20 protein-coding genes, 3 tRNA genes and 1 pseudogene are annotated in these 26,248 nt (G+C 71.8%); 13 read left to right on the top strand and 11 right to left on the bottom strand.

Annotated elements, in window-relative coordinates:
• The first annotated feature begins 43 nt into the window (after window positions 1–43).
• From ACWCPM_RS00120 to ACWCPM_RS00110, 3 genes are all read left to right on the top strand, one after another.
• Window positions 44–826, top strand: coding sequence for a sulfite exporter TauE/SafE family protein (locus ACWCPM_RS00120; protein ID WP_450973834.1), 783 nt, complete (start codon window positions 44–46; stop codon window positions 824–826).
• A complete protein-coding gene (locus tag ACWCPM_RS00115) occupies window positions 807–1,097 on the top strand; it encodes a hypothetical protein (RefSeq protein ID WP_450973833.1) in 291 nt (96 codons plus the stop codon). Before ACWCPM_RS00120 ends, ACWCPM_RS00115 begins: the two co-directional genes overlap by 20 nt.
• Window positions 1,098–1,172: 75 nt before the next feature.
• The gene (locus ACWCPM_RS00110; RefSeq protein ID WP_450973832.1) at window positions 1,173–2,420 is read left to right on the top strand and encodes an MFS transporter; all 1,248 of its coding nucleotides are present in this window, start codon (window positions 1,173–1,175) and stop codon (window positions 2,418–2,420) included.
• Between the two features lie 201 nt (window positions 2,421–2,621).
• On the opposite strand, the gene ACWCPM_RS00105 is transcribed toward ACWCPM_RS00110, so the two are convergent.
• The 3 genes from ACWCPM_RS00105 to ACWCPM_RS00095 form a co-directional block, all read right to left on the bottom strand.
• The gene (locus tag ACWCPM_RS00105; protein WP_450974079.1) at window positions 2,622–3,245 is read right to left on the bottom strand and encodes a class F sortase; all 624 of its coding nucleotides are present in this window, start codon (window positions 3,243–3,245) and stop codon (window positions 2,622–2,624) included.
• A 114-nt stretch (window positions 3,246–3,359) separates the two neighbouring features.
• Entirely contained in the window at window positions 3,360–3,881 is a 522-nt protein-coding gene (locus ACWCPM_RS00100; RefSeq protein WP_450973831.1) for a hypothetical protein, read from the bottom strand.
• A gap of 390 nt (window positions 3,882–4,271) precedes the next feature.
• Window positions 4,272–5,912 (bottom strand): M4 family metallopeptidase, encoded by a 1,641-nt coding sequence (locus ACWCPM_RS00095; protein ID WP_450973830.1) that lies wholly within the window; start codon window positions 5,910–5,912, stop codon window positions 4,272–4,274.
• A 123-nt stretch (window positions 5,913–6,035) separates the two neighbouring features.
• Between ACWCPM_RS00095 and ACWCPM_RS00090 the strand changes: the two genes are divergently transcribed.
• A complete protein-coding gene (locus tag ACWCPM_RS00090; protein ID WP_450973829.1) occupies window positions 6,036–6,449 on the top strand; it encodes a gamma-glutamylcyclotransferase family protein in 414 nt (137 codons plus the stop codon).
• A gap of 31 nt (window positions 6,450–6,480) precedes the next feature.
• Here the strand turns inward: ACWCPM_RS00090 and ACWCPM_RS00085 are convergent, their stop codons facing one another.
• Window positions 6,481–8,664, bottom strand: coding sequence for a molybdopterin oxidoreductase family protein (locus ACWCPM_RS00085; protein WP_450973828.1), 2,184 nt, complete (start codon window positions 8,662–8,664; stop codon window positions 6,481–6,483).
• Between the two features lie 222 nt (window positions 8,665–8,886).
• On the bottom strand, window positions 8,887–9,570 hold the full coding sequence (locus ACWCPM_RS00080) for a SanA/YdcF family protein (protein WP_450973827.1): 684 nt from the start codon (window positions 9,568–9,570) through the stop codon (window positions 8,887–8,889).
• A gap of 220 nt (window positions 9,571–9,790) precedes the next feature.
• Between ACWCPM_RS00080 and ACWCPM_RS00075 the strand changes: the two genes are divergently transcribed.
• The 5 genes and pseudogenes from ACWCPM_RS00075 (at window position 9,791) to ACWCPM_RS00055 (ending at window position 17,118) form a co-directional block, all read left to right on the top strand.
• Window positions 9,791–10,573, top strand: a complete 783-nt coding sequence (locus tag ACWCPM_RS00075) for a sirohydrochlorin chelatase (RefSeq protein ID WP_450973826.1) — start codon at window positions 9,791–9,793, stop codon at window positions 10,571–10,573.
• Window positions 10,574–10,900: 327 nt separating this feature from the next.
• On the top strand, window positions 10,901–12,199 hold the full coding sequence (locus tag ACWCPM_RS00070) for a deoxyguanosinetriphosphate triphosphohydrolase (RefSeq protein ID WP_450973825.1): 1,299 nt from the start codon (window positions 10,901–10,903) through the stop codon (window positions 12,197–12,199).
• 159 nt (window positions 12,200–12,358) lie between these two features.
• Window positions 12,359–13,624, top strand: a complete 1,266-nt coding sequence (locus ACWCPM_RS00065) for an NAD(P)/FAD-dependent oxidoreductase (RefSeq protein ID WP_450973824.1) — start codon at window positions 12,359–12,361, stop codon at window positions 13,622–13,624.
• Window positions 13,625–13,662: 38 nt separating this feature from the next.
• The gene (gene dnaG, locus ACWCPM_RS00060) at window positions 13,663–15,561 is read left to right on the top strand and encodes a DNA primase (protein WP_450973823.1); all 1,899 of its coding nucleotides are present in this window, start codon (window positions 13,663–13,665) and stop codon (window positions 15,559–15,561) included.
• Window positions 15,562–15,772: 211 nt separating this feature from the next.
• Window positions 15,773–17,118, top strand: a pseudogene (locus ACWCPM_RS00055) (sigma-70 family RNA polymerase sigma factor).
• 53 nt (window positions 17,119–17,171) lie between these two features.
• On the opposite strand, the gene ACWCPM_RS00050 reads toward ACWCPM_RS00055, so the two are convergent.
• The 4 genes from ACWCPM_RS00050 to ACWCPM_RS00035 form a co-directional block, all read right to left on the bottom strand.
• Window positions 17,172–19,100, bottom strand: a complete 1,929-nt coding sequence (locus tag ACWCPM_RS00050) for an ABC transporter ATP-binding protein (RefSeq protein ID WP_450973822.1) — start codon at window positions 19,098–19,100, stop codon at window positions 17,172–17,174.
• Window positions 19,100–20,833, bottom strand: coding sequence for an ABC transporter ATP-binding protein (locus ACWCPM_RS00045; protein ID WP_450973821.1), 1,734 nt, complete (start codon window positions 20,831–20,833; stop codon window positions 19,100–19,102). Before ACWCPM_RS00045 ends, ACWCPM_RS00050 begins: the two co-directional genes overlap by 1 nt.
• Window positions 20,834–20,926: 93 nt before the next feature.
• Entirely contained in the window at window positions 20,927–22,378 is a 1,452-nt protein-coding gene (locus tag ACWCPM_RS00040; protein ID WP_450973820.1) for an FGGY family carbohydrate kinase, read from the bottom strand.
• 50 nt (window positions 22,379–22,428) lie between these two features.
• The gene (locus tag ACWCPM_RS00035) at window positions 22,429–22,734 is read right to left on the bottom strand and encodes a YtxH domain-containing protein (RefSeq protein WP_450973819.1); all 306 of its coding nucleotides are present in this window, start codon (window positions 22,732–22,734) and stop codon (window positions 22,429–22,431) included.
• A gap of 158 nt (window positions 22,735–22,892) precedes the next feature.
• Here ACWCPM_RS00035 and ACWCPM_RS00030 point away from each other — a divergent pair.
• From ACWCPM_RS00030 to ACWCPM_RS00015, 4 genes are all read left to right on the top strand, one after another.
• A tRNA-Asn gene (locus ACWCPM_RS00030) sits at window positions 22,893–22,965 on the top strand.
• 5 nt (window positions 22,966–22,970) lie between these two features.
• Window positions 22,971–23,043 (top strand) — tRNA-Asn (locus tag ACWCPM_RS00025).
• A 167-nt stretch (window positions 23,044–23,210) separates the two neighbouring features.
• A tRNA-Ile gene (locus ACWCPM_RS00020) sits at window positions 23,211–23,284 on the top strand.
• A gap of 103 nt (window positions 23,285–23,387) precedes the next feature.
• Window positions 23,388–24,623: a tyrosine-type recombinase/integrase gene (locus ACWCPM_RS00015; protein WP_450973818.1), complete on the top strand. Its 1,236-nt coding sequence runs from the start codon at window positions 23,388–23,390 to the stop codon at window positions 24,621–24,623.
• Between the two features lie 42 nt (window positions 24,624–24,665).
• Here ACWCPM_RS00015 and ACWCPM_RS00010 read toward each other — a convergent pair whose 3' ends face one another.
• Complete coding sequence (locus ACWCPM_RS00010) at window positions 24,666–25,013, bottom strand: DUF6527 family protein (RefSeq protein WP_450973817.1); 348 nt, start codon at window positions 25,011–25,013, stop codon at window positions 24,666–24,668.
• A 103-nt stretch (window positions 25,014–25,116) separates the two neighbouring features.
• The gene (locus ACWCPM_RS00005; protein WP_450973816.1) at window positions 25,117–25,887 is read right to left on the bottom strand and encodes a transposase; all 771 of its coding nucleotides are present in this window, start codon (window positions 25,885–25,887) and stop codon (window positions 25,117–25,119) included.
• Between the last annotated feature and the right edge of the window lie 361 nt (window positions 25,888–26,248).

The following is a 26,248-nucleotide window of genomic DNA, read 5'->3' as shown; positions in this document are numbered from 1 at the left end:
GGCTCCGCCGACGGCGCGGGAGCCCCGGGATAGGGTCGCGATCATGCCCGACATACCCCTCACCATGGTCGCCGTCCTCTGCCTCGCCGCCCTCGCGGCCGGCTGGATCGACGCCGTGGTCGGCGGGGGTGGCCTGCTGCTCCTGCCCGCCCTGCTGCTGGGGCTGCCCGCCGGCACCCCGGCCGCGTACGCGCTCGGCACCAACAAGGCCGTCGCCATCGTCGGCACGAGCGGCGCCGCCGTGACGTACGCCCGCAAGACCCCCGTCGACGTCCGTACCGCGGTCCGTATCGGCCTCGCCGCCCTCGCGGGCTCCTCCGGCGGCGCCTTCTTCGCGGCCGGCATGAGCACGGAGGTGCTCAAGCCGCTGATCATGGTGGTGCTGCTCGCAGTCGCGGCCTTCGTGATCCTGAAGCCCGCCTTCGGCACGGCCCCGGCGCCGGGCCCGGTCACCCGGCGCCGCGTCCTCGCCGCGATCGGTCTCGCGGGCCTGGGCATCGGGTTCTACGACGGACTGATCGGCCCCGGCACCGGCACCTTCCTGGTCCTCGCCCTGACCGCCGTGCTCCACCTCGACCTCGTCGCCGCCTCCGCCACCGCCAAGATCGTCAACTGCTGCACCAACGCCGGCGCCCTGGCGACCTTCGCCTGGCAGGGCACCGTGCTGTGGCAGCTGGCGGCGGTGATGGCCGTGTTCAACCTCGCGGGCGGCACCCTGGGCGCGCGCACCGCGCTGAAGAAGGGCAGCGGCTTCGTCCGGGTCGTGCTGCTGACGGTGGTGTTCGCGCTGGTGGCGAACCTGGCGTATGAGCAGTGGTCGGCCTAGCTGGAGTGCCGATCACCTGTGGTTGTCCCTGCGGCCCGCCCTGCGTCCCAAGGGGACCAGGGGCTTCGTCGTGCTGCCCCGCCGTTGGAAAGTCGAGCGGTCGATCGGCTGGATCATGAATGCCCGCCACGATGTGAGGGACTACGAGCGGCTTCCCCAGCACGCCGAGGCCCATCTGAACCGGGCGTTCATCACTCTCATGACCCGGCGTCCGACCCGCACCGGTCCCCGCGCCGACAGTTGGACGAAGAAGACGAGGACCCCCACCTGATCACGCGATGGGGAGCACCGTGTCAGGCCGATAACCCGTTGACGGGGGCGCCGCCCAGTCCCGACGATCAGGCGCATGTCTGCCGCCCTGGCGCCTGTGCGCTACCGCCCGTTCCGTCATCTCTTCATCGGTACGACGGCCAATCTGCTCGGCAACGGGGTGGCGCCGATCGCCCTGGCCTTCGCCGTGCTGGATGCCACTGGCTCGGTCGGCTCGCTCGGGTTGGTGGTCGGCGCCCACTCCCTCACCGGCATCCTCTTTCTGCTGTATGGCGGGGTGCTGGCGGACCGGCTGCCGCGCGGTCCGCTGCTGGTCGGCAGCAGCGTGGTGAGCGCCGTGAGCCAGGCGGTGATCGCCGCCCTGGTCCTCACCCACAGCGCCGCCATCCCCCTGCTCATGGTGCTCGCCGCGGTCAACGGCGCGTCCGGTTCCTGCTACCAGCCCGCCGCCCAGGCCCTGCTGCCCCAGACCGTTCCGGCCGAGTCCCGCCGCGCCGCGCTCGCGCTCTCCCGGATCGCGGGCAGCAGCGCGGCGATCGTGGGTGCCTCGCTGGGCGGGGTACTGGTCGCCGCGGTCGGCCCCGGCTGGGGCCTGGCCGTCGACGCGCTCACCTTCGCGCTCGCCGCCGCGTTCTTCGCGCTGGTCCGCGTTCCCGTCGCACCGCCCGCGCCCAGCCCCGGTGTGGTGCATGAATTGCGCGTCGGCTGGCGGGAGTTCACTTCGCGCAGCTGGGTGTGGGTGATCGTGGTGGCCTTCTGCTTCCTCAACGCCGGTCTCACCGCCTCGTTCACCGTGCTGGGCCCGGCCGTCGCCGACACCACTGGGATCGGCCGTAGCGGCTGGGGCCTGGCCCTTGCCGCGGGCTCGCTCGGCGCGGTCGCCGGCGGCGTGCTGTCGCTGCGCTGGCGGCCCCGGCGCGCGATACTGGTCGGCTGCGCACTGATGGGTCTGACGGCGACTATCCCGCTGCTGCTCGCGCTCGCCCCGTACACCTGGTTGCTGGTCGTGGCCAACTTCGTCGCGGGCGTGGGCGTCGAGCAGGCCGGCGTCGCCTGGTACTCGACCCTCAACGAACAGATTCCCGAGGACCGCCTGGCCCGCGTCTACGCCTACGACGACCTCGGTTCCTACCTCGCGCTCCCGCTAGCGCAGTTCGCCGCCGGACCCGCCGTACTCCTTCTCGGCCTCCACGCCACCCTCTACGCGGCCGCCGCGCTCATCCTCCTCTCCACCCTCGCCATGGTCGCCACCCCCTCCATCCGCGCGCTGGCCCCGAAGACCACAGAGCCGCTGCCCGCCTCCGAAGATCCGGTGCCTGGCTGAGCTCGACTCCGACGCGTAAATAACCCAGAGGCAGGTGGCGTTTCGAGCCAGGTCAGTCCGGAGAACGGCTCGATCCACTTCGGATCATCCGCTGCGATCACCCCACCCATGCCCAACCGCCACACCGGTTACGGGACAACCTCTAGCCGTTCTGTCCGGCGCGTTCTCGGTGACCAGCGGTTCGATCACCCCGGCGGTGAGTCATGTGCTCCCCGTGAGATGGGCGAACACCACGACGTTGCCCTGGTAGCCGGTGCTGCGGGAGTAGCCGCCGCCGCAGGTGATGACCCGCAGCTCGGGGCGGGCCGCCGCGCCGTAGACCTTCTCGTCGGGGAAGTCCTCGGCGTCGTACACCTCGATCGCGTCCACCTGGAACCGGGCCACGCTGCCGTCCCGGCGGTCCACCTCGATGGCGCTGCCGCGCTTGAGGGCGCCGAGGCGGAAGAAGACGGCGGGGCCCTCGGTGTTGTCGACGTGCCCGGCGACGATGGCGGTGCCGGTCTCTCCGGGTGTGGTGCCGGCCTCGTACCAGCCGGCGAGGTTCTTGTGCGCGGCCGGCGGCACGTCGAGGCTGCCCGCGCGGGTCAGGCCGAGGCCCATCAGGGGCGCGTCCACGCGGATCTCGGGGATGCGGATGCGGTCCGGCGGGGACGGCGGCAGCCCCGGCGCGGAGCGCAGCAGGGCCGGGCCGACCCGCGCCTCGGCGGCCGACGGCTGCGGCGGGGGCGCGTCACGCGCGTCGGTCAGCAGCCACACCCCGGCGCACAGGGCGAGGACGGTGACGCCGGCTATCGCGACGTCGCCGGTGTTGCCGTACCTGCGCATGCCGGCCTCCCAGCTCGACTGTTCCACCCGTTCCCCCTCCGGGCCGCGAGGGGCGTCGGACCCGGAGGGGGAGGGGACTTGCGGTACCGGCGGACGGACAGCGGAGGGTGTCCGTCAGATCCCGTCGCCTCTCGCCCGGCGATGCAGGAGCCAGGTACCGCCCGCGCCGGCGACGGCGAGAGCCGCCACGCCGGCCGCGGTCTGCACGGGGTCGGAGCCCAGAGCGCCGCCGACCCCCGTCTTCACGATTCCCTTGGGGTGCACGTAACCCCGCGCCGACTCCATGACGACCACCAGGTCGCCGCGGACCTCGGGGCCGCCCCCGGGGCACTTCGCGACGATCTCGTACGTCCCGGGCTGGGCGCTCGGCGGCACCCGGAACTGCCCGATCGCGTCGCCCTCGTGCGTGCTGGGCGCGAGCGTGAAGCGCCCGGCCCCGACGGCGCTGGCGTCGCCCTCCGCCGTGCCGTCCTGCCCGCACGCCGCGGTGTTGACGGTGACGTCGCCGCCGGGCACCGCGGTGGACGGGAAGACCTCCAGGCGTCCGCCGTCCGCGCCGTACACGGGTGCGCCGATGAACGCCGTGGTGGCGACGGCGAGTGCCGTACCGGTCAGCAGACGGGCGGTGCGTCGCATCGATGCTCCTCACGGGCTCTCCGGCGGGCCACGTCCCGCGGCACCCCCTTGTGCCGCCGTCGGTCGCACCCCTGCACTCCCGAGGTAAAGGGCAGGGCGACGAGCTCGCTCCCTGAGAGGCCGTCAGATTTACGGTGAACGGGTGCCCCCGGACGCCTCCGGCCCCCGCGTCGGCCTGTGTTTCAGCAGGTCACGGCCTTCTGGTGAGGGTGGTGGGGAAAGAATCCGAAGGGCGCGAGCGGGAGGTGTGAACGGGTGACCGGGCCCGCGGACGCGTCCGCGGGGAACGTGACCTCAGGGCCTCGGGCACCGCGCCCGGCGGGAGGAACAGCGAGGCCGGCCGCCTCGACGACGCGTCGGGGACAGCCGGCCTCATCGCGGCAGCGCGGCTCAGCCCACGTCCACCGCGCTCCATGCCGCCCTCACGGCCGCGTGCTCCGCGCCGTCCGCCCCGTACAGATCCCCCGCCGCCTTCAGGGTCGCCGTCCGCGCCCCCGCGTAGTCCGTCGACGAGGTCATGTACACCGTCAGCGCCCGGTACCAGATCGCGCCCAGCTTCGCCCGGCCGATGCCCTTGACCGTGGAGCCGTCGCAGGTGCGGGAGTCGTGTGCGGTGCCGCCGATCGTCCTGGCTCCGCTGCCCTCCGCCAGCAGATAGGCGAAGTGGTTGCCGATCCCTGACGAGTAGTGGACGTCGAGGCTGCCCGCGGTGGCGGTCCAGCAGTCCGCCGAGAGGCCGTCGCGCGAGGGGCGGTCCATGTACCGCAGCGCCGTCCGCCCGAAGCCCTCGCGCACGATCTTCTCGCCGATCAGCCAATCGCCCTTGTCGGACGGGTTGCCCGCGTGGAACTCCACCAGCGTGCCGAAGACGTCGGAGGTGGCCTCGTTCAGCCCGCCGGACTCGCCCGAGTACGTCAGTGCCGCCGTCTTGGAGGTCACGCCGTGCGCCATCTCGTGGCCGGTGATGTCGAGGGAGACCAGCGGCCCCATGTTCGTGCCGTCACCGTCGCCGTAGGTCATGCAGAAGCAGGTGTCGTCCCAGAACGCGTTGTTGTACCGGGTGCCGTAGTGCACACGGTTGAACGAGCCCTTGCCGTCGCCCGCGATGCCCTCGCGCCCGTGGACGTCGTGGAAGTAGTCCCAGGTGGTGTCGGTCCCGTACTGGGCGTCCACCGCCGCCGAGACCCGGTCCGCCGTCGTGCCGTCGCCCCACTGGTCGTCGGCGTCCGTGAAGACCGTCGAGGGCGCGCGCACGAGACAGAGGGTGCCGAGGAAGCACAGGTCGGAGCGGTTCGCGGCGTCACCGGTGTAGGTGCCGCCCCGCGTCGGGTCGGTGAGCCGGTACGACGACCCCTCGGCCGTCGTCACCAGCGGCACCGTCCCGCCGTACAGCGAACGCCCCTTGCCCGACGCCGACTCCAGGGTGTCCCAGGCGTCGATCTGCGTGCCGCTGCGGGCGTCCGTCAGCACCGTGCGGGCGACCGGGTTGCCCTGCCCGTCCAGCGCCACCGCCTCGGTCCGCCACGCCAGCCTCGGCGCTCCGTGCAGGGCGTCGACGACCAGTTCCGGCTTGGCCGTGAGCCGCTTCAGCGCCTCGCCCAGACGCGTGGCGCGCAGGGAGCCGACGGCGTGGTCGGCGGCCTTCGGGGCGGAGAGCAGGGGGGTGACCGACGGCAGCGAGAGGGGCCGGCGGGTGGCCCGGCTCGCTCCGCGGTAGCTGCCGTCCGGCGCCAGATGGACGACGAAGTCGCCGCCGAGGACCGGGAGTTGCCGGTAGGTGCGGTCGTAGCGGACGTGCTGGGTGCCGTCCTGGTCGACGATCACGTCCCGGACCTTCGTGCCCTGGGCGGCGGTCAGGCCCAGGGCGCCGGCCTGCCGCGCGAGCGCCGCGGCCGCGTTCTCGACCGCCTGCTCCCGGGTGGGCCGCTCGGCCGCGCCCGCGGCGGTGGGGGAGAGGGCGGTGGCGAGCAGGGCGGCGGTGGCGGCGGTGACGGCGAGACGGGAACCTCGCGCGTGCCGTATTCGACTCATCGGTCTCCTCGGGAAGGCGCCGAAGTGGGGGGCGGCGTAGACGTTCACCGAGGTTTACGTGATCATGATTTGTCATGTCCATAGACGTCCGGTGTGGGTGTGTGAGGGGTGAGAATCGTTTCTGTGACCCTCCCGTTCTTCGTCTACGGCACCCTCCGCCCGGGTGAGCCCCACCACGGCACGTTCGTGCGCGGCCGCACGCGCACCGAGGAACCGGCCCGCCTCACGGGCGCGGTGCTCTACGACGGACCGGGCTATCCGTACGCCGTGGAGGAACCCGGCTCGGTGGTGATCGGCGAACTGATCACGCCCCTTCCGGACGCCTACGCCGAACTCCTCGCCGCGCTCGACCGGTTGGAGGAGTACGCCCCCGGCGACGCCCGCAACCTCTACGAGCGCGTCGCCCGCGAGGTCGTCCGGGACACCGACGGCGCCACGCTGCGGGCCTGGGTGTACGTCGCCGCCCCGGCGGTCGCGGCCCGGCTGCGGGCCCGGGGCGGGCTGATCGCGGGCGGGGACTGGCGGGCGCGGAACTGAGGCTCGCGCGCGGCCGGTTCCGGCACGGGGTCTACGCGGGGGCCGACGCCGATTCCGATGCGGATGCCGCCGCTGACGCCGACTCCGCCGCTGACGCCGACGCTTGTGTGGCGTGACCGTGCGCGGGCTCCACGGCCTCCACACGCACCGCGCACACCTTGAACTCCGGCATCCGCGAGACCGGGTCCAGCGCCGGATTGGTGAGGGTGTTGGCGCGGCCCTCGCCGGGCCAGTGGAACGGCATGAAGACGGTGTCCGGGCGGATGGACGGGGTGATCCGGGCCGGTGCCACCGCCCGCCCCCGCCGCGACACGACCGCCACCGGGTCGCCCTCGGCCGCGCCCAGCCGCCGCGCCAGCCGCGGGTGCAGCTCGACGAAGGGTCCGGGCGCGGCCGCGTTCAGCTCCTCGACGCGACGGGTCTGGGCGCCGGACTGGTACTGGGCCACCACCCGCCCGGTGGTCAGCAGCACCGGGTACTCGTCGTCGGGTTCCTCGGCGGCGGCCCGATGGGAGACGGCCACGAAGCGCGCCCGGCCGTCCTCGGTGGCGAAACGGTCGAGGAAGAGGCGGGGGGTGCCGGGGTGAGCGCCCGTCCCACCGGCTCCCTCCGGCGCCGGACATGGCCAGAACACCCCGTTCTCCCGGGCCAGGCGGCGGTAGGTGATGCCGGAGTAGTCCGCCGGACCGCCCGCCGTCGCGCGCCGCAGTTCCTCGAAGACCTCCTCGGGGTCGGCCGGGAAACCCTTCTCGACGCCGAGGCGGGCGGCGAGTGCGCGCAGCACCTCCAGGTCGCTGCGGACGCCCGGCGGCGGGGTGATCGCCCGCCGGCGCAGCAGTACCCGGCCCTCCAGGCTGGTCGTCGTGCCGCTCTCCTCCGCCCACTGCGTCACCGGCAGCACCACGTCCGCGAGGGCCGCCGTCTCCGACAGCACCACGTCGCACACGGCGAGGAAACCGAGGGACCTGACACGCTCCTCCACATGCGCGGCGCGCGGCGCGGACACCACCGGGTTGGAGCCCATCAGCAGCAGCGCCTTGATGTCGCCGCCGAGCGCGTCCAGCAGCTCGTACGCGCTGCGGCCGGGTCCCGGGAGGCTGTCGGGGTCGACGCCCCACACCCCGGCCACGTGCCGCCGAGCCGCCGGATCGGTCAGCTTGCGGTACCCCGGCAACTGGTCGGCCTTCTGGCCGTGTTCGCGCCCGCCCTGCCCGTTGCCCTGCCCGGTGAGACAGCCGTACCCGGACAGCGGGCGGCCCGCCCGCCCCGTCGCCAGGCACAGGTTGATCCAGGCGCCCACCGTGTCCGTGCCTTTGGACTGCTGCTCAGGGCCGCGCGCGGTGAGCACCATCGCCGCGTCCGGCGCGCAGAACATCCGCACTGTTTCCCGCAGCAGCGGCACCGGCACCCCGGTGATCCGCTCCACGTACTCCGGCCAGTGCGCCATCGCGGCGGCCCGCGCGTCCTCCCAGCCGCTGGTGCGCTCCCGGACGTACTCCTCGTCGGTCCGCCCCTCGGCGACGACGAGGTGCAACAGACCGAGCGCGAGGGCGAGATCGGTGCCGGGCCGGGGCGCGAGGTGCAGGTCGGCCTGTTCGGCGGTCCTGGTGCGGCGCGGGTCGACGACGATCAGCGTGCCGCCGTTGTCCTTGAGCTCGGTCAGGTACCGCAGCGCCGGCGGCATGGTCTCGGCGAGGTTCGACCCGACCAGGATCACGCATCCGGTCCTGGGGATGTCCTCCAGGGGGAAGGGCAGCCCCCGGTCGAGACCGAAGGCCCGGTTCCCGGCCGCGGCGGCCGACGACATGCAGAACCGCCCGTTGTAGTCGATCTGCGAGGTGCCCAGCACGACGCGGGCGAACTTGCCGAGGGCGTACGCCTTCTCGTTGGTCAGCCCGCCCCCGCCGAACACGCCCAGCGCGTCGGGCCCGTGCGCCGACCGGATCGCGGCGAACTCCTCGGCGATCCGGTCCAGCGCCTCGTCCCAGGCCGCGGGCCGCAGCACGCCCTTCTCGCGGACCAGCGGCGAGGTCAGCCGCACCCGCGACGACAGCACCGCGGGTGCCGTCCGGCCCTTGCCGCACAGCGCGCCCCGGTTCACGGGGAAGTCCGCGCGCTCGCTCACCTCGACCGTGCCGTCCGGGGCGGGCGTGAGATTCATCCCGCACTGCAGGGCGCAGTAGGGACAGTGCGTGGGCGTCGCGGAGGGTTCCATGCGCGTCAGGGTGCGTCGCCGGTGTTACGCGCCGGGACGGCTCCCGGTTACACGGGCGCGACGGTGATCTCCCCGTTCCCCGGAGCCCGCCGTGAGGCGTCCGGGTCGCCGGGAACGGCCCGGAACCTCGCAACGACTCAAAGCCTCAGGTAATCGACCAATTCCGGCCAAGATTCACCCATGCTTCAGCCACCGGGCGGCCCCCCGCTGCAGCCACCCGCGTCACTCCTCCCCGCCCGCCGCGAGCGCCAGTTCCACCCCCGGCTCGCGGGGCCCGAGGAACCGCGGGTCCGGCCGCAGGACGACGTCCAGCGCCCCCTTTCCGGCTGCGAGGATCTCCCGGACGCCCCCGTAGTACCAGGTCGCGTCGTGCCGCTCGTCCACTCCGACGCCGTGCGAAGCGACCCCCGCCGCCTCGCACAGCGCGACCGCGCGCCGGATGTGGAAGGCCTGGCTGATCAGCACCGCCTCCTCGACCCCGAAGATCTTCCGGGCCCGCACACAGGAGTCCCAGGTGTCGAAGCCCGCGTAGTCGCTGACGATCCGGGCGTCCGGCACGCCCTGCCGGGTGAGGTAGGCGCGCATGGCGTCCGGCTCGTCGTAGTCCTCCCGGCTGTTGTCGCCGGTGACGAGCACCGCCTTCACGCGCCCGTCGCGATACAGCTCGGCCGCCGCGTCGAGCCGATGGGCCAGGTACGGCGACGGCTCGCCGTTCCACAGCCCCGCGCCGAAGACGACCGCGACCCCGGTGCGAGGTGCGTCGGCCGTCGTGCGCAGCCGGTCGTCCGTGCTGACGTACATCCATGTCGACGGCAGCAGCGCGAGCACGCACCCCGCGAGCAGCGCCTGCACCAGCCGACGCTGTCCGGTCCGGGTGCGCGGCAGACGCGGTCGGCGGATCTTCATGGGACGTCCTCCCGGTCGGTCCGACACGTCGGCGACACATCGGTCTCGACACGACGAGACGCTCCGCGAGGCCGCCGGGTTGCGTGTCCGCCGTCACCGCCGGCGCGGAAACGCCGGCCCACCCCACCTCACACACCCCGGCGGGACACGGTGAACCTCACGAAAACCCCCGTGACCGCCGGGCAACGGGGCGGCAACGTCGCGGCGCGACGATCGGTCCATGACGGCGCCGCTCCCGCTTCACGACGAGTCCGGCCAGGACTCCGGTTCCCCTGCCCTGGTCCTGGTGGCCCACGGCAGCCGCGACCCGCGCACCCTCGCCACGGTCCACGCCCTGCTCGACCGGATCCGCGAACTGCGCCCCGGACTGCGCCTGCTTCTCGGCCACATCGAGCTGAACGAGCCCCTGCTGCCCGCAGCCCTCGCCGCCCTCGGCGACGACGCGGCGATCCTCGTACCCCTCCTGCTCAGCCGTGGCCACCACATCAAGCGGGACATCCCGGAGGCGGCCGCCGCGGCCCGGGCACGCACCCGGGTGGCCGCGCCGCTCGGCCCGCACCGCCTCCTCGTGGAGACCCTGCGCGCCCGCCTGGCCGAGGCGGGCCGGCGCGCCCCCGTGACAGAGTCCGACCGCCGCTCGGCCGCTGTGATCCTCGCCGCGGCCGGCTCCCGCGACCCCGACGCCGCGACCGACACCGGCCGCACCGCGGCGCTCCTCGCCGCCCGTCTGGGCGTCCCGGTCCTCCCGGCCTACGCGTCGGCCGCCTCGCCCACGGTGGCGGAGGCCATCCACGCGCTCAGGTCGGAAGGCCGTCGGAACATCGCCCTGGCCTCGTACTTCACGGCGCCGGGCAGATTCGCGCAGGAGTGCGCGGACGCGGCGCCGGGCATCACCGCGGCCCCCTTGGGCGCCCACCCCCTGATGGCCCGCCTGATCCTGACCCGCTACGACGAGGCGAGGCTCACCAGCCCGACGCTCCTCCCGGCACTGGCGCCGGCCTGACGCCCCCAGGCGCGCGGGGAACCGCGCGACAAGCCACGTACCACGACCGGGTTCTCCCCCGGTCCTCCCGGAACCGGCGCCGGTCCGTCGCCCCTGGGGGCGCGGGGAACTGCGCGACCAGCCACATACCACCCGCACCCGCCAACACACCACGACCGGGCGGACGCGTACGCGACTGTCACCCGGTCCGCCCGGAACCGGCGCCGGCCTGACGCCCTGGGGGCGCGGGGAACTGCGCGACCAGCCACATACCACCCGCACCCGCCAACACACCACGACCCGGCACACGCCTACGCGATCGTCACCCCCTGCACGTACTGTCGAGTCATGGAAGGCACCGCACAGCCCCGGCTCGAGAACCACGTTCCACCCCCCGGCTACGACCCGGCGTCGGTCGACCGCTGGGCCCCCGAGCCCGACAAACGCCCCGGCCGCACCGCCTTCCAGCGCGACCGCGCCCGCATCCTGCACTCCGCCGCACTGCGCAGGCTCGCCGGCAAGACCCAGGTGGTGACCCCGGGGGCCGGCAGCGCCGCCTGGGACCCCAGCCCCCGCACCCGCCTCACCCACTCCCTGGAGTGCGCCCAGGTCGGCCGCGAACTGGGCGCGGCCCTCGGCTGCGACCCCGACCTGGTCGAGGCCGCCTGCCTCTCCCACGACCTCGGTCACCCGCCCTTCGGGCACAACGGCGAACAGGCGCTCAACGAATTCGCCGAGGACTGCGGCGGTTTCGAGGGCAACGCCCAGTCCCTCAGACTCCTGACCCGCATCGAGCCCAAGCGCTTCACCCCGGAGGGCTCCGTGGGCCTCAACCTGACCCGCGCCGCCCTCGACGCCGCCACCAAGTACCCCTGGCCCCGGGGCTCGCACCCCACCGACCCGCACTCCCGGAAGTTCGGCGTGTACGAGGACGACCGCCCGGTGTTCGACTGGGTCCGCAAGGACGTCCCCGGCACCCGCACCTGCTTCGAGGCCCAGGTCATGGACTGGTCGGACGACGTGGCGTACTCGGTGCACGACGTCGAGGACGGTCTGCACGCGGGCCACATCGACCCCAACTACCTGCACGCGGAGCCGGAACGGCAGGAGGTGTTCGAGGTCGCCGTGGGCCGGTACGTCCCGGCGGACACCGACCCGGCCGAACTGGCCGCCGCCCTCGACCGGCTCCTCGACGAGGAGTGGTGGCCGCACGGCTACGACGGGACGGCCCAGGCGCAGGCCCGCCTCAAGGACGCCACCAGCCAGCTCATCGGCCGGTTCTGTCTGGCCGCCGAGGGCGCCACCCGCCAGGCGTACGGCGGCGGCAGGCTCACCCGCTACGCCGCCGAACTGGTCGTGCCGCGCGAGACCCGGATGGAGTGCGCGGTGCTGAAGGCGGTCGCCGACCGCTACGTCATGCAGCGCGCCGAACAGACCCGGATCCGCGCCGACCAGCGGGTCGTCGTCGCCGAGCTGGCGGAGGCGCTCACCGCACGCGCCCCGGACGGACTGGACCCCCAGTTCCGCGCGTTGTTCGACGCCGCGCCCGACGACCGCGCGCGCAAACGGGTGATCGTCGATCAGATCGCCTCCCTGACCGACGCCTCGGCACGCTCGCTCCATGGACGGCTGACGGCGCGTCGGTGAGAACCAGGCGGCCCGTGCGGCCCCGGCCATGGTCCGAACGTGACCCTGCGTGGCCTGATCGGGGCACTCCCTCTTCCCGCATCACGCTCCGTGCGGGACGCTCGCATATGACCGCACGTCGAACTCGCACGGGGCGGCACGATGAAGAGGAGGCATCAAGTGGTCGACGCGGATCAGACGTTCGTCATCGTCGGAGGAGGGCTCGCCGGCGCGAAGGCGGCCGAGACGCTGCGGGCGGAGGGCTTCACCGGCCGGGTCATACTGATCTGCGACGAACGTGACCACCCGTACGAGCGCCCGGCCCTGTCGAAGGGCTATCTGCTCGGCAAGGAGGAGCGCGACAGCGTCTTCGTCCACGAACCCGCCTGGTACGCGCAGAACGACATCGAGCTGCACCTCGGCCAGACGGTCGACGCGATCGACCGGACGGCGAAGACGGTCCGCTTCGGCGAGGACGGCACCGTCGTCCGCTACGACAAGCTGCTGTTGGCCACCGGTTCCGAGCCGCGCCGCCTGGACATCCCCGGCACCGACCTGGCCGGCGTGCACCATCTGCGCCGCCTCGCGCACTCCGAGCGGCTGCGCGGCGTCCTGCAGTCGCTGGGCAGGGACAACGGCCACCTGGTGATCGCCGGCGCGGGCTGGATCGGCCTGGAGGTCGCGGCGGCGGCGCGCGAGTACGGCGCCGAGGTCACGGTCGTCGAGCCGGAGCCCACCCCGCTGCACGGTGTGCTCGGACCGGAGCTGGGCACCCTCTTCGCCGAGCTGCATCAGGACCACGGTGTCCGGTTCCGCTTCGGGGTCCGGATGACCGAGATCGTCGGCCAGGACGGCATGGTGCTGGCCGCCCGCACGGACGACGGCGAGGAGCACCCCGCGCACGACGTCCTCGCCGCGATCGGCGCCGCCCCCCGGATCGGGCTCGCCGAGGCGGCGGGCCTGGAGATCGCCGACCGGGCGCACGGCGGGGGCATCGTCGTCGACGAGCGGCTGTGCACCTCCGACCCCGACATCTACGCCACCGGTGACGTCGCCGCCTTCCCGCACGCCCCCTTCGACACCCGCATCCGTGTCGAGCACTGGGCGAACGCGCTGAACGGCGGCCCGGCGGCGGCGAGGGCCATGCTGGGCCGGACGGTGACGTACGACCGCGTGCCCTACTTCTTCTCCGACCAGTACGACCTGGGGATGGAGTACTCCGGGTGGGCGCCGCCGGGCACGTACGACCAGGTGGTGATCCGCGGGGACGCCGGCAAGAGGGAGTTCGTCGCGTTCTGGCTGGCCGAGGGCCGGGTGCTCGCCGGGATGAACGTGAACGTGTGGGACGTCACAGAACCGATCCAGCACCTGATCCGCTCGCAGGCGCGGCTGGACGCCGACGCCCTGGCCGACCCGCACGTGCCGCTGGACGGCCTGCTCCCGTAGCCGGCGGGACTGTCGCCGCGTCCCCGTAGAATCACCTCGTGGCAGGACGGATCAACGACGAGGACGTGAAGGCGGTACGGGACGCGGTCCCGATCGACGCCGTCGTGTCCGAGTACCTCCAGCTGCGCAACGCGGGCGGCGGCAACCTCAAGGGCCTCTGCCCGTTCCACGACGAGAAGTCGCCGTCCTTCCAGGTCAGCCCGAGCAAGGGACTCTTCCACTGCTTCGGCTGCCAGGAGGGCGGCGACACCATCACGTTCGTGATGAAGGTCGACCACCTCTCCTTCTCGGAGTCCGTCGAGCGCCTCGCCGCCCAAGCCGGCATCACCCTGCGCTACGAGGAGGGCGGCTACAACCCCGCCCACCAGCGCGGCGAACGCATCCGCCTGGTCGAGGCCCACAAGGTCGCCGCCGAGTGGTACGCGGAGCAGCTCGCCACCTCCCCCGAGGCGGAGACCGGACGGGTCTTCCTCGCCGACCGCGGTTTCGACCGGTCGGCGGCCGTCCACTTCGGTGTCGGCTACAGCCCCCAGGGCTGGGACCACCTCACGCGCCACCTCCGCGGCAAGGGCTTCACGGACAAGGAGCTGCTGCTCTCCGGCCTCTCCCAGGAGGGCCGCCGCGGCCCCATCGACCGCTTCCGGGGCCGGCTGATGTGGCCGATCCGGGACATCGGCGGTGAGGTCGTCGGCTTCGGCGCCCGCAAGCTCTACGAGGCGGACAACGGCCCGAAGTACCTCAACACACCCGAGACGGCGATCTACAAGAAGTCCCAGGTCCTCTACGGCATCGACCTGGCCAAGAAGGAGATCGCCAAGACCAGCCGCGCGGTGGTGGTCGAGGGCTACACCGACGTCATGGCCTGCCACCTCGCGGGCGTGACCACGGCCATCGCCACGTGCGGCACGGCCTTCGGCGGCGACCACATCAAGATCCTGCGCCGACTCCTCATGGACAACGGCTCGGCCCGGGTGATCTTCACCTTCGACGGCGACGCGGCAGGCCAGAAGGCGGCCCTGCGGGCCTTCGAGGACGACCAGAAGTTCGCCGCCGAGACCTATATCGCGATCGCCCCCGACGGCATGGACCCCTGCGACCTGCGGCTCGCCAAGGGCGACGACGCGGTGGCGGACCTGGTGGAACCCCGCACCCCGCTCTTCGAGTTCGCGCTGCGCCAGATCGTCGTCCGCTACGACCTCGACACCCCGGCGGGACGGGCCGCCGCCCTCGACGAGGCCGCCCCGATCGTCGCCCGGATCAAGAACAGCGGCGCCCAGCACGAGGTCGCCGTCCAGCTCGCCGGCATGCTCGGCATCCTGGACACCCAGTTCGTGGTCAAGCGCGTGGCGCAACTGGCCCGCTGGGCACGCGACCGCGGCGGCAGGGGCCCGGCGCCCACGCGTGCGCAGCAGCCCTACGGCGCCGCCCCCGCGCCCCGGACGTCGGGCCCGGCCCTGACCCTGCGCAACCCGGTGTACGCCACCGAACGCGAGCTCCTCAAACTCGCCCTCCAGCGGCCCGAGTTGGTCTCCCCGGCCTTCGACGCCTACGGCGTCGACGAGTTCACCGCCGCGCCCTACGCCGCCGTCCGCCAGGCCGTCCTGGACGCCGGCGGCGCCGAGTACGGCGTGCGGGATTCCCAGGAGTACCTGATCCGGGTCCGTGACGCGGCCCCGGACGACTCGGTCCGCGCGATGGTCACGGAGCTGGCGGTCGAGGCGATCATGCGCCGCACGGTCGACGAGGCGTACGCGGGGGAGCAGTTGGTCTGGGTCCGCCGCCGTGCCGTCGACCGCCGCATCCAGGACGTCCAGAGCACCCTGGCCCGCCTCGGCGGCAGCGGTGACGCGGCCCGGCTCGCCGCGGTGCAGAACGAGTTGTGGGTGCTCCAGCAGTACGGTCAGGCACTGCGGGAGCGCGGCGCCGCCGCCCTCTGAACCCCGCGAGAACCGCCCCTCCGCCCCGGCGGAAACCCGGGCCGGGACCCCAGCCGAAGCACGGGGCCGAAACCCCAGGCGAAGCCCCAGGCGAACCCCCGGGGGAACCTCCCCGCCGGCCTCGCTGTGACCGCCCCGTCACGGGCCGAACGCAAAAAGTCACCGCACGCCCCTCGTGGCGACGATGTGTCGTACCCCACACTGGGTCCCGGTGCCTGAGTCCTCGGAGCGCGGCCGATCCGTCCCCGACGGGTCCCTCACCCCCGCTGTTCCGCTCATCGCGTACGGGACGGACAGCGGCGAGGCCGCCGACTCCGTCCCCGAGCAGCGCTGCCGCACGCCTCAGCAGCGATCATCCTGGAGGTCGCCCCCGTGCAGACCCAGACCCTCATCCAGACCGACACCGACAGCGCCACGGGCGCGGACGACGCCGCGCCGGACGCGGAGCCCGGTGTGCTGGTGGCCGTGCCCCCGCAGAACCGGGCCGTGCGCCATCCGGAGACGGAGCCGCCCGAGGTGATGGAAGCCGCAGGTCACCCCGGGGAATCCGCCGGGGCTCCCGGCCCGGGCGAGCCGGTCGAACCCGCCGAGCCGGTCGACGTGGAGCCGGTGGAGCCGCGTGTGCCCAGCCGGGCCGACACCGGCGGACCCTCCTCCGACCTGTTCCGCCAGTACCTGCGGGAGATCGGCCGCATCCCGCTGCTCAGCGCGGCGGAGGAGGTCGAACTCGCGCGCCGGGTCGAGGCCGGCCTGTTCGCCGAGGCGAAGCTGGGCAGCGCCGCGGACCTGGACTCCCAGCTGGCCCTGGACCTGGACCGCCTGGTCGTGATGGGCCGGATGGCCAAACGCCGTCTCATCGAGGCGAACCTGCGGCTCGTCGTCTCGGTCGCCAAGCGGTACGTCGGCCGCGGACTGACCATGCTGGACCTGGTGCAGGAGGGCAACCTCGGCCTCATCCGCGCGGTGGAGAAGTTCGACTACGCCCGCGGCTACAAGTTCTCCACGTACGCGACCTGGTGGATCCGCCAGGCCATGTCCCGCGCCCTCGCCGACCAGGCCCGCACGATCCGGGTCCCCGTCCACGTGGTGGAGTTGATCAACCGCGTGGTCCGTGTGCAGCGCCGGATGCTCCAGGAACGCGGCTACGAACCCACCCCCGAAGAGGTCGCCGCCCACCTCGAACTGCCGCCCGAGCGGGTCGGCGAGGTGCTCCGCCTCGCCCAGGAGCCGGTCTCCCTGCACGCCCCCGTGGGCGAGGAGGACGACGTGGCCCTCGGCGACCTGATCGAGGACGGCGACGCGGCCAGCCCTGTCGAATCGGCCGCTTTCCTCCTCCTGCGGGAGCACCTGGAGGCGGTCCTGTCGACCCTGGGCGAGCGGGAGCGGAAGGTCGTCCAGCTCCGCTACGGCCTGGACGACGGCAGGCCCCGCACCCTGGAGGAGATCGGCCGCATCTTCGGCGTCACCCGCGAACGCATACGCCAGATCGAGTCGAAGACCCTGAACAAGCTGCGCGACCACGCCTTCGCCGACCAGCTCAGGGGCTACCTGGACTGACCGGGGGTGCCGCCGCGACGCGCGCGGCGGCACCCCCGGCACCTCCCGGCGGCTCAGTCGACCTCGGCCACCGCCTGCGCGAACTGGGCCTTGTAGAGGCGGGCGTAGGCACCGCCCGCCGCCAGCAGCCCGAGGTGCGTCCCCTGCTCGACGATCGACCCGTTCTCCATCACCAGGATCGTGTCCGCGTCCCGGATCGTCGACAGCCGGTGCGCGATCACGAACGACGTCCGGCCGTGCGCGAGCTTCGCCATCGCCTTCTGGATCAGCACCTCGGTGCGGGTGTCCACCGAGGACGTCGCCTCGTCCAGCACCAGGATCACCGGGTCGGACAGGAACGCCCGGGCGATCGTGATCAGCTGCTTCTCGCCCGCGCTGACCCCGGCCCCGTCGTCGTCGATCACCGTGTCGTAACCGTCGGGCAGCGTACGGACGAAACGGTCCGCGTGCGCCGCCCGCGCCGCCTCCTCGATCTCACCGCGGGTGACCTCGCGCGCCGCCCCGTACGCGATGTTCTCGGCGATCGTCCCGCCGAACAGCCAGGTGTCCTGGAGCACCATCCCGATCCCGGACCGCAGTTCGTCGCGGGACATCCTCGCGATGTCGGCCCCGTCGAGTGTGATCCGGCCGCCGGACACCTCGTAGAACCGCATCAGCAGATTGACCAGCGTGGTCTTGCCCGCGCCGGTCGGGCCGACGATCGCGACCGTCCGCCCGGGCTCCACCGTCAGCGTCAGATCCTCGATCAGCGGCTTCTCCGGGTCGTACCGGAAGGACACGCCCTCCAGCGCCACCCGGCCCCGCAGTTCCTCGGGACGCTGCCCCGGCACCGGGTCGGCGGACTGCTCGGGGGCGTCGAGGAGCTCGAAGATCCGCTCGGCGGACGCCACCCCGGACTGCACCAGGTTCGCCAGCGACGCGAGCTGCGTCAGCGGCATAGAGAACTGCCGCGAGTACTGGATGAAGGCCTGCACGTCACCGATCGACAGCGAGCCGGAGGCGACCCGCAGCCCGCCGACCACCGCGACCAGCACGTAGTTCAGGTTCGACACGAACAGCATGAGCGGCTGCATGACCCCGCTGTTGAACTGCGCCCGGAACCCCGCCTCGTACAGCGCCTCGTTCTGCTCGGCGAACTGCCGCGCCGACTCCTCCTGCCGCCCGAACACCTTCACCAGCGTGTGCCCGGTGTACATCTCCTCCACATGCGCGTTGAGCCCGCCCGTCGACCGCCACTGCTGCACGAAGTGCGGCTGCGACCGCTTGCCCACGTACGTCGCCACCCACAGCGACAGCGGCACCGTCACCAGCGCCACCAGCGCGAGGATCCAGGACACCCAGAACATCATCGCCAGCACACCGATGATGGTCAGCAGCGAGTTGATCAGCTGGCCCATCGACTGCTGGAGGGTCTGGCCGATGTTGTCGATGTCGTTCGTCGCCCGGCTCAGCACCTCACCGCGCCGCCGCTCGTCGAAGTACGACAGCGGCAGCCGCGACAGCTTCGTCTGCACGTCCTCGCGCATCCGGTACATCGTCCGGTTGACGGCCCGGTTCACCAGCCGTGTCGCCACCGCCATCAGCAGCCCGGCGACCGTGAACACCACCAGCGCCAGCAGCAGTACGTCCCCCACCGCGCCGAAGTCGATGCCCTCGCCGGGCGTGAAGTCCGTGCCGCGGAGCATGTCGGCCACGGCGCCGTCGCCCCGCTCCCGCATCGCGTCGAGCGCCTGCTCCTTGCTCGTGCCGGCCGGCATGTCGCGGCCGACGATCCCCGCGAACACCAGGTCGGTGGCGTGCCCGAGGATCTTCGGGCCGATCACCGACAGCCCCACGCTCACCACCACGCACAGCAGCAGCGCGCCGACGGTCAGCCGTTCGTGCCGGAACCGGCCCACCAGCCGCCACCCCGACACCCGGAAGTCCATCGAGCGATGGTCGGGGCCGGTCCCGGCCATCATCCGCCCCATCGGACCGGCCATCAGGCAGCCTCCGCTTCCGTCAGCTGGGAGAGCACGATCTCCCGGTAGGTCTCGTTGTCCGCCATCAGCTCGTGGTGCGTCCCGGTGCCCACCACCCGGCCCGCGTCGAGCACCACGATCCGGTCGGCGTCCCGGATGGTCGCCACCCGCTGGGCGACGATCACGACCGTCGCCCGCGCCGTCTCCCGGGTGAGCGCCGCGCGCAGGGCGGCGTCCGTGGCGTAGTCGAGAGCGGAGAAGGAGTCGTCGAAGAGATAGATCTCCGGCCGCTGCACCAGCGTCCGCGCGATGGCGAGCCGCTGGCGCTGACCGCCGGAGACGTTGGTTCCGCCCTGCGCGACCGGCGCGTCCAGCCCGCCCTCCAGCCCCTCCACGAACGCCCTGGCCTGCGCCACCTCCAGCGCGTGCCACAGCTCCTCGTCGGTCGCGTCCGGACTGCCGTACCGGAGGTTGCTCGCGACCGTGCCCGCGAAGAGGTACGGCTTCTGGGGCACGAGCCCGACCGTCCGGGCCAGCACCCGCGGGTCGATCGTCCGGACGTCCACCCCGTCGACCAGCACCTCCCCGTCGGTCGCGTCGAACAGCCGGGGCACCAGCCCGAGCAGGGTGGACTTGCCGCTGCCGGTCGAACCGATCACGGCGGTGGTCTCACCGGGCCGGGCGACCACGTCGATGCCCCTCAGCACCGGTTCCTCGGCACCCGGGTAGCGGAAGCCGGCCCCGCGGATCTCCAGATGCCCGTGCCGCTGGAACTCGCGCACCGGCGTCACCGGCGGCACGACGCTGGAGGCGGTCCCCAGCACCTCCTGGATCCGTTCGGCGCACACCTCCGCGCGCGGGACCATCATGAACATGAACGTGGCCATCATGACGGACATCACGATCTGCAGCAGATAGGCGAGATACGCCGTCAGATCGCCGATCTGCATCCCGCCGCCGGCGATGCGGTGCGCGCCGAACCACACCACCGCGATCGACGACAGGTTCACCACCGTCATCACGATCGGGAACATCAGGGCGAGCAGCTTGCCGGTGCCGAGCGACACCTCCGTCAGCTCCGCGTTGGCCTTCCGGAAGCGGTCCTGCTCGTAGGCGTCGCGCACGAAGGCGCGGATCACCCGGTTGCCGGTGATCTGCTCGCGCAGCACCCGGTTCACCGTGTCCAGCCGCACCTGCATCGACCGGAACAGCGGCCGCAGCGCCCGCACGATCAACGTCACGGTCAGGCCGAGCACCGGCACCACGGCGACCAGTACCCCGGACAGCGGTACGTCCAGGCCGAGCGCCAGCACGATGCCGCCCACGCACATGATCGGCGCCGACACCATCAGCGTGAACGTCATCAGGCACAGCATCTGCACCTGCTGCACGTCGTTCGTGGTTCGTGTGATCAGCGAGGGCGCGCCGAAGTGCCCCACCTCACGCGCGGAGAACGACTGCACCCGGTCGAAGACCGCGGCCCGCACGTCCCGGCCGAACGCCGAGGCGGTGCGGGCGCCGTAGTACACGGCACCGATGTTGCACACCACCTGGACCAGCGAGACGCCGATCATCACGGCGCCGAAGGACAGGATGTGACCGGTGTCGCCGAGGACGACACCGTTGTCGATGATGTCGGCGTTCAGCGTGGGCAGGTAGAGCGTCGCGCAGGTCTGCAGGAACTGCAGCAGCACCAGCACGGCGATGGGTCTCTTGTAGGGCCTCAGGTGGGTTCGCAGCAGTCGTATGAGCACGCTGTTCTCTCGGAGTCGGCGACCGGGGCCGGATGGTTGCCCCTGGCCCCTATCGTCGAACGCTCCGCCCGCGTTACCTCGGCCCGTGCGGACCTACACCCGAAAGGCCCCGGGATGCGTCTGCTCCCGCACCGACACGTACTGCTGCCGCACGGCCTGCCCCACCGCGAGGTCCTCGCCGGGCTCGAGCACCTGCGCGACCGCGCCTTGCCAGGCGGGCGGCGTCCGCGGATCGAGCGTGCCCTGCGACACCCCGAGCGCCCAGGCCGCCTGCCGGGCCGCGCCGACCGCCGCGTAGTCCGCGGGCTGCGGGACGACGACCTGCGCCCCGAACAACGAGGGCGCCGACGCCTGTACGGACGGCAGCTCGGCCGCCGCCCCCAGCAGGAAGACCCGCCGCACCTCCACCCCACGCCCGCGCAGCACGTCGAGCGCGTCCGCGAGGCCGCAGAGCATGCCCTCGAAGGACGCCCGCGCCAGGTGTTCCGCCTTCATCGACTCCCGCCGCAGCCCGGTCAGCGTCCCCGCGGTGTGCGGCAGCGAGGGCGTGCGCTCACCTTCCAGATAGGGCAGCAGCACGAGGCCGTGCGAGCCCGGCGTCGACTTCATCGCGAGGTCGGACAGGCTCTCCAGGTCGGAGAGCCCGAGCAGCTCGGCGGTGCCGCGCAGGGCGCGCACCGCGTTCAGCGTGGTGACGACGGGCAGGTGCATACCGGTGGCGTCGGCGAGGGAGGTGATCATCCCGGAGCCGTCCTGGAGCGCCTCGGGGTGCACGGCCATCACGGACCCGGAGGCACCCAGCGAGACGACCGCGTCCCCGAAACCGAGGCCCAGCCCGAAGGCCGCGGCCATGGTCTCGCCCGTCCCGGCGGAGATCAGCAGCCCCTCCGGTGTCGTACCGGCCGCCTCGGACGGCCCGATCACCTCGGGCAGCATGACCTGGTGACCGAGCGCCAACTCCACCAGGTCGGTCCGGTAACCGCCGGAGGCGGCGGACCAGTAGCCCGTGCCCGAGGCGCCGCCCCGGTCGGTGGTCCGCCGCACCGGCCGGCCCAGCAACTGCCACACCAGCCAGTCGTGCGCCTGCATCAGCATGGCGACCCGTGCCGCGTTCTCGGGTTCGTTCCTGGCGAGCCAGCGCAGCTTGGTCACAGGCTGGGCGGCCTGCGGCACGCTGCCCACCGCCTGCGCCCAGGCCTCCCGTCCGCCCAGCGCGTCGATGAGATCGGCCGCCGAGACCTGCGCCCGCTTGTCACCGCCGACCAGCGCGGGCCGTACGGTGCCGCCCTGCCCGTCCAGCGGCACGAGGGCGTTCTGCTGCGCGGAGACCCCGATGGCCTGCACACCTTCCAGCAGTCCACCGCCGGCGGCCTCGCCCAGGGAGAGCAGCCACGCCTGCGGATCGACGTCACTGGGACGCCCGCCCTCGGTGCCTTCCAGCGGATGCGGCGCGTAGCCCTGCCGCAGCACGGCCCCGGTGTCCGCGTCGCAGACGACGATACGAGTGAAATCGGGCGAACTGTCCAACCCGGCTACTATCCCCATGGCTCGAATTCTGCCGCAGTGCCGCGCATGCTCGGGCCGTGGGCGCGGTCTCAGGTGTTGCTCGTGCCCCAGTCGTCCTCCGCCGAGCCGTTGACGTTGCGCACGCGCAGCAGGCGGACGCGGTGAGCGACCGAGTCGGGCACATGGTCGCCGACCCTCTCGCTCACCGTGTGGAACGCCTTGCCCGCGAACTGGCGGCCCTGCAGCGCGGCCGTCTCCGCGGTGTTGCGGACGGCGGGGTTCTGCGCGATCTGACGCGCGGTCTTCTTCAGCTGCTCGTAGCGCTCGCGTCCGGCCCGTGTGCCCAGCACGTAACCCACAGCGACTCCGACGACGAACGTGAGCCGGTAACGCATGGCGGCCACCCTTCCCTTGCGTAGGTTCTCCGGCGCGGCCCCGGAGCCGGGAGTACTGATTGGCGAAGCACCCCCCTGCTTGCGCTAATGTATGTGTCGCAGCGAGCGCGCGCCCCCTGGCGAATACCCGGGTGAGTGCGTTCGATGCAACGAGGCATTCCCCTGTAGCTCAATTGGCAGAGCAGCCGGCTGTTAACCGGCAGGTTACTGGTTCGAGTCCAGTCGGGGGAGCTCGGTCCCCTGTAGCTCAATTGGCAGAGCAGCCGGCTGTTAACCGGCAGGTTACTGGTTCGAGTCCAGTCGGGGGAGCAGCTTGAAGAGGACCCCGTCGGGGTCCTTTTTCATGTCCGGCGGAACCGCCCGGGCCACGGGGGAGTCCTCAAGGTCAGGTGAAGCCGACCATCCGGAGCAGGAGATCGTATGAGCGGCTATGCTGCGGCAGACGGCGCGTACAAATGTGCGCGACACGCCGCTATGGGGCGGTAGCTCAGCCGGTTAGAGCAGCGGACTCATAATCCGTCGGCCGTGGGTTCGAGTCCCACCCGCCCCACCGCGGCAGAAACGTCGTGACCTGCGAGAACGTAGGTTTCACGCTAGCGCAGGCGCTGCGTTCGCCACACAAGCGCCACACCGAAGCCTCGTACGATCTCCCCATGGCTTCGAACAAGACCAACTCCCGGCTGTCGGGAGACCCCTCGTACACCGTCGTCTGGCGGGCCGGCGGATCCCGAACAGGGGCCTGGTGCCGCGAGACCTTCGATGACGAGGATCAGGCGAAACGTTTCCGCGACCTGGTCAACGGTCACGGACAGCAATGGCCGCCGGGGTGGGTCAAGGGGAAGGGCTTCGTCGAGTCGGGCGAGCCGCCGATGCCGGACTCGGAGACGTTTCCGGTCTATGCGCACGCCTACGTGGGGCTATTGACGGACATATCCGAGCACACCAGAACCAACTGCACGAGGTTCATCGATAACCATATGATCCCGTGGTTTGGCGAGCTGTCAGTCTCCGACCGCGGGAGCAGGCTTACCCGGGACCACGTCAGCCAGTGGATTCTGGACCTTCAGAACGGGAGGCCCGGCCCTCTGCACCCAGCGGGTACGAAGCGCCGGGCGTACGCCCCGAAGACCATCGCCAACCTCCACGGCTTGCTCTACAGCGTCTTCCAGTCCGCCGTGAGCGCCGATCCCGCCCTGCGCGACTCGAACCCCTGCGCCCACACGCGCTTGCCCAAGGGGAACGACACCGAGGATGACGAGGTCTTCCTCGAACCCGAGGAGTACGCCCTTCTCAAGACACACGTGCGTGCTGATGCTGTCGACATCGTCGATGCCCTGGTGAGCACCGGTCTCCGGTGGGGTGAGGTGACGGCACTCCAGCCCCGGGACTTCACCTTTGCGTCGAAGCGGCCGACGCTCCGCGTGCAGCGCGCGTGGAAGCGACGCGGGGAGGGAGGGACGTTCCTCGGCGCCCCCAAGACGAAGAAGTCGCGACGGACTCTTGTGCTCACCCCGGAACAGGTGCAGTTGTTCCAACGGCGTTGTACGGGAAAGCAGCCAACTGACCTGGTCTTCACCGCACCCGAGGGCGGGGCCTGGCACTCCGGAGTCTTCTACGCACACCGCTGGAAGCCCGCCCTTGACGCGGCCAACGCGGTCGGCCTCACCAAGCGCCCGCGGATCCACGACCTACGGCACACGCACGCTTCCTGGCTCATCGCCGGCAAGGTCCCGCTGCCGGTGATACAGGCCCGCCTCGGCCACGAGTCGATCACCACGACCGTCGACCGGTACGGACACCTGCTGGAGGCCTCAGATGACGAAGTCGTGGCCGCTGTTAAGTGGGCCATGGGCGCCACGGTTCCGGACGCCATGACCAAGGCGGCCTGAGGTCGGTCCCGGAACGCAGGGAGCCGGACACTGTTCGGGGGCCTACGAACGCCAGAACTGCAGAAGGCGACGGAGCCTGGAGGGCTGCACCGGCTCGCGGGTCCCAGTGCCTTGGGCCAGCAGGCGACGGTCCCGGGCCCGATTTTGATCGATTTCCGCCGACGAGTACCGGTGGCTCCAGCGGACGCGGCCACTACGGATCCAGTAGTGCGACTGACACGGGAGTGACCAGTTGCCGATCGAGGGAGTGAGGGACACGCTTTCGCCGTCGTAGGTAACCGACCACTGGGCCGGGGAGAGCGGTGTGATGACTTCCTGGCCACAACCGCAGCAGCACAAGTGGCCGCACGTGCGGTAGAGAACCGAGATGTAGAGCACGCCTGCGTCCATCGTTGACGGGAAGGTCTCGGTGAAGACCGGCCGCAGAGTGTCCTGCCTGAGGGCTGTCCCGTAAATGATCTTCGATGTGCTGGATGACCTGGCTGTTTGCCCCTCACCCCGCGAGGGTGAGGTTGTGCAGGCGGGCGATGCCGAGCATCGCGTGGTGGGCGCCGTCGCCCTTGAGGCGGCAGTCGCGCAGGATCCTCCAGGTCTTCATCCGGGCGAAGGCGTGCTCGACGCGGGCTCGGACCTTGCGATGGGAGGTGTTGTGTTCCTCTTTCCAAGGCGGGAGTTCGGCCTGGCCGCGCTCGCGTCGGTGCGGGATGACCAGGCCGGTGCCCCGGTAGCCGCCGTCGGCGATGACGGTGGTGTTGCCGACTGCTTCTTTCGCGCCGGACAGTTCCCACGCCTTGCAGTCGTTGCGGTTGCCGGGCAGCGGCCGGCCGACCACGACGACCAGCCGGGTGTCGGCGTCGATGACGACCTGGTGGTTGGTCGAGTACCTGTAGTTCTTGGACTGCTCAGCAACGGTGTGGTCGCGGGTGGGGACCAGGGTGCCGTCCACGATCAGCACAGCGTCCTTGCGGAACCGCTTGCGCTGCTGGAGCGCGAGAGCCGGACCGAGGTGATCGATGATGCGGTCCGCAGCCGACTTCGACACCCCGAACAGCGGGGCGAATTGTCGCAGAGTGCGGTTGGTGCGCCAGTACGCGGCGACCAGCAGAACCCGGTCCTCCAGCGGCAGGCTCCACGGCCGGCCCTTGCGGACGGGGTCCGCACCCTCGCGCCGCAGCGCAGTGATCAGCCTGCCGAACTGACGCGGACTCAGCCCGGTGAACGGGGCTGTCCAGGACGGCTCCGACGCCGTGATCACACCAGCCACAGCAAGATCATCTCACCCGTGACCAGCAGTTACGGGACAGCCCTTTAGGGATCGGGTGTCCAAGATCACGGGGAAGCTTCACCGGCCTGCTGTCCCAGCAGCAGATCGTGGACCTGAGCGCGGCACAGCAGATCTGAAGCGGGGTCACACCGAAGTTCGCGACGTCTCACCGCCAAGCGTGCACCAGCTCGCTATGCCGAGTGCCTTGTCCATCGATGGATGTAATGCTTTCAACAGATGTCTTGTCGTAAGGGGGAAGTCAAGACCCGAGGAGTGAAGTGATGACTCAGCCCATCCTTGAGCCTGCAGCTCTGGAGCTCGCGGAGGCGACGGCCAATCCGCCGTTCCTGTATGAGCTCGG

It is taken from the genome of Streptomyces sp. NPDC002309, assembly GCF_053593375.1.
The sequence above is the reverse complement of the archived record's forward strand: the minus strand, read 5'-3'. Positions and strand labels throughout refer to the sequence as shown.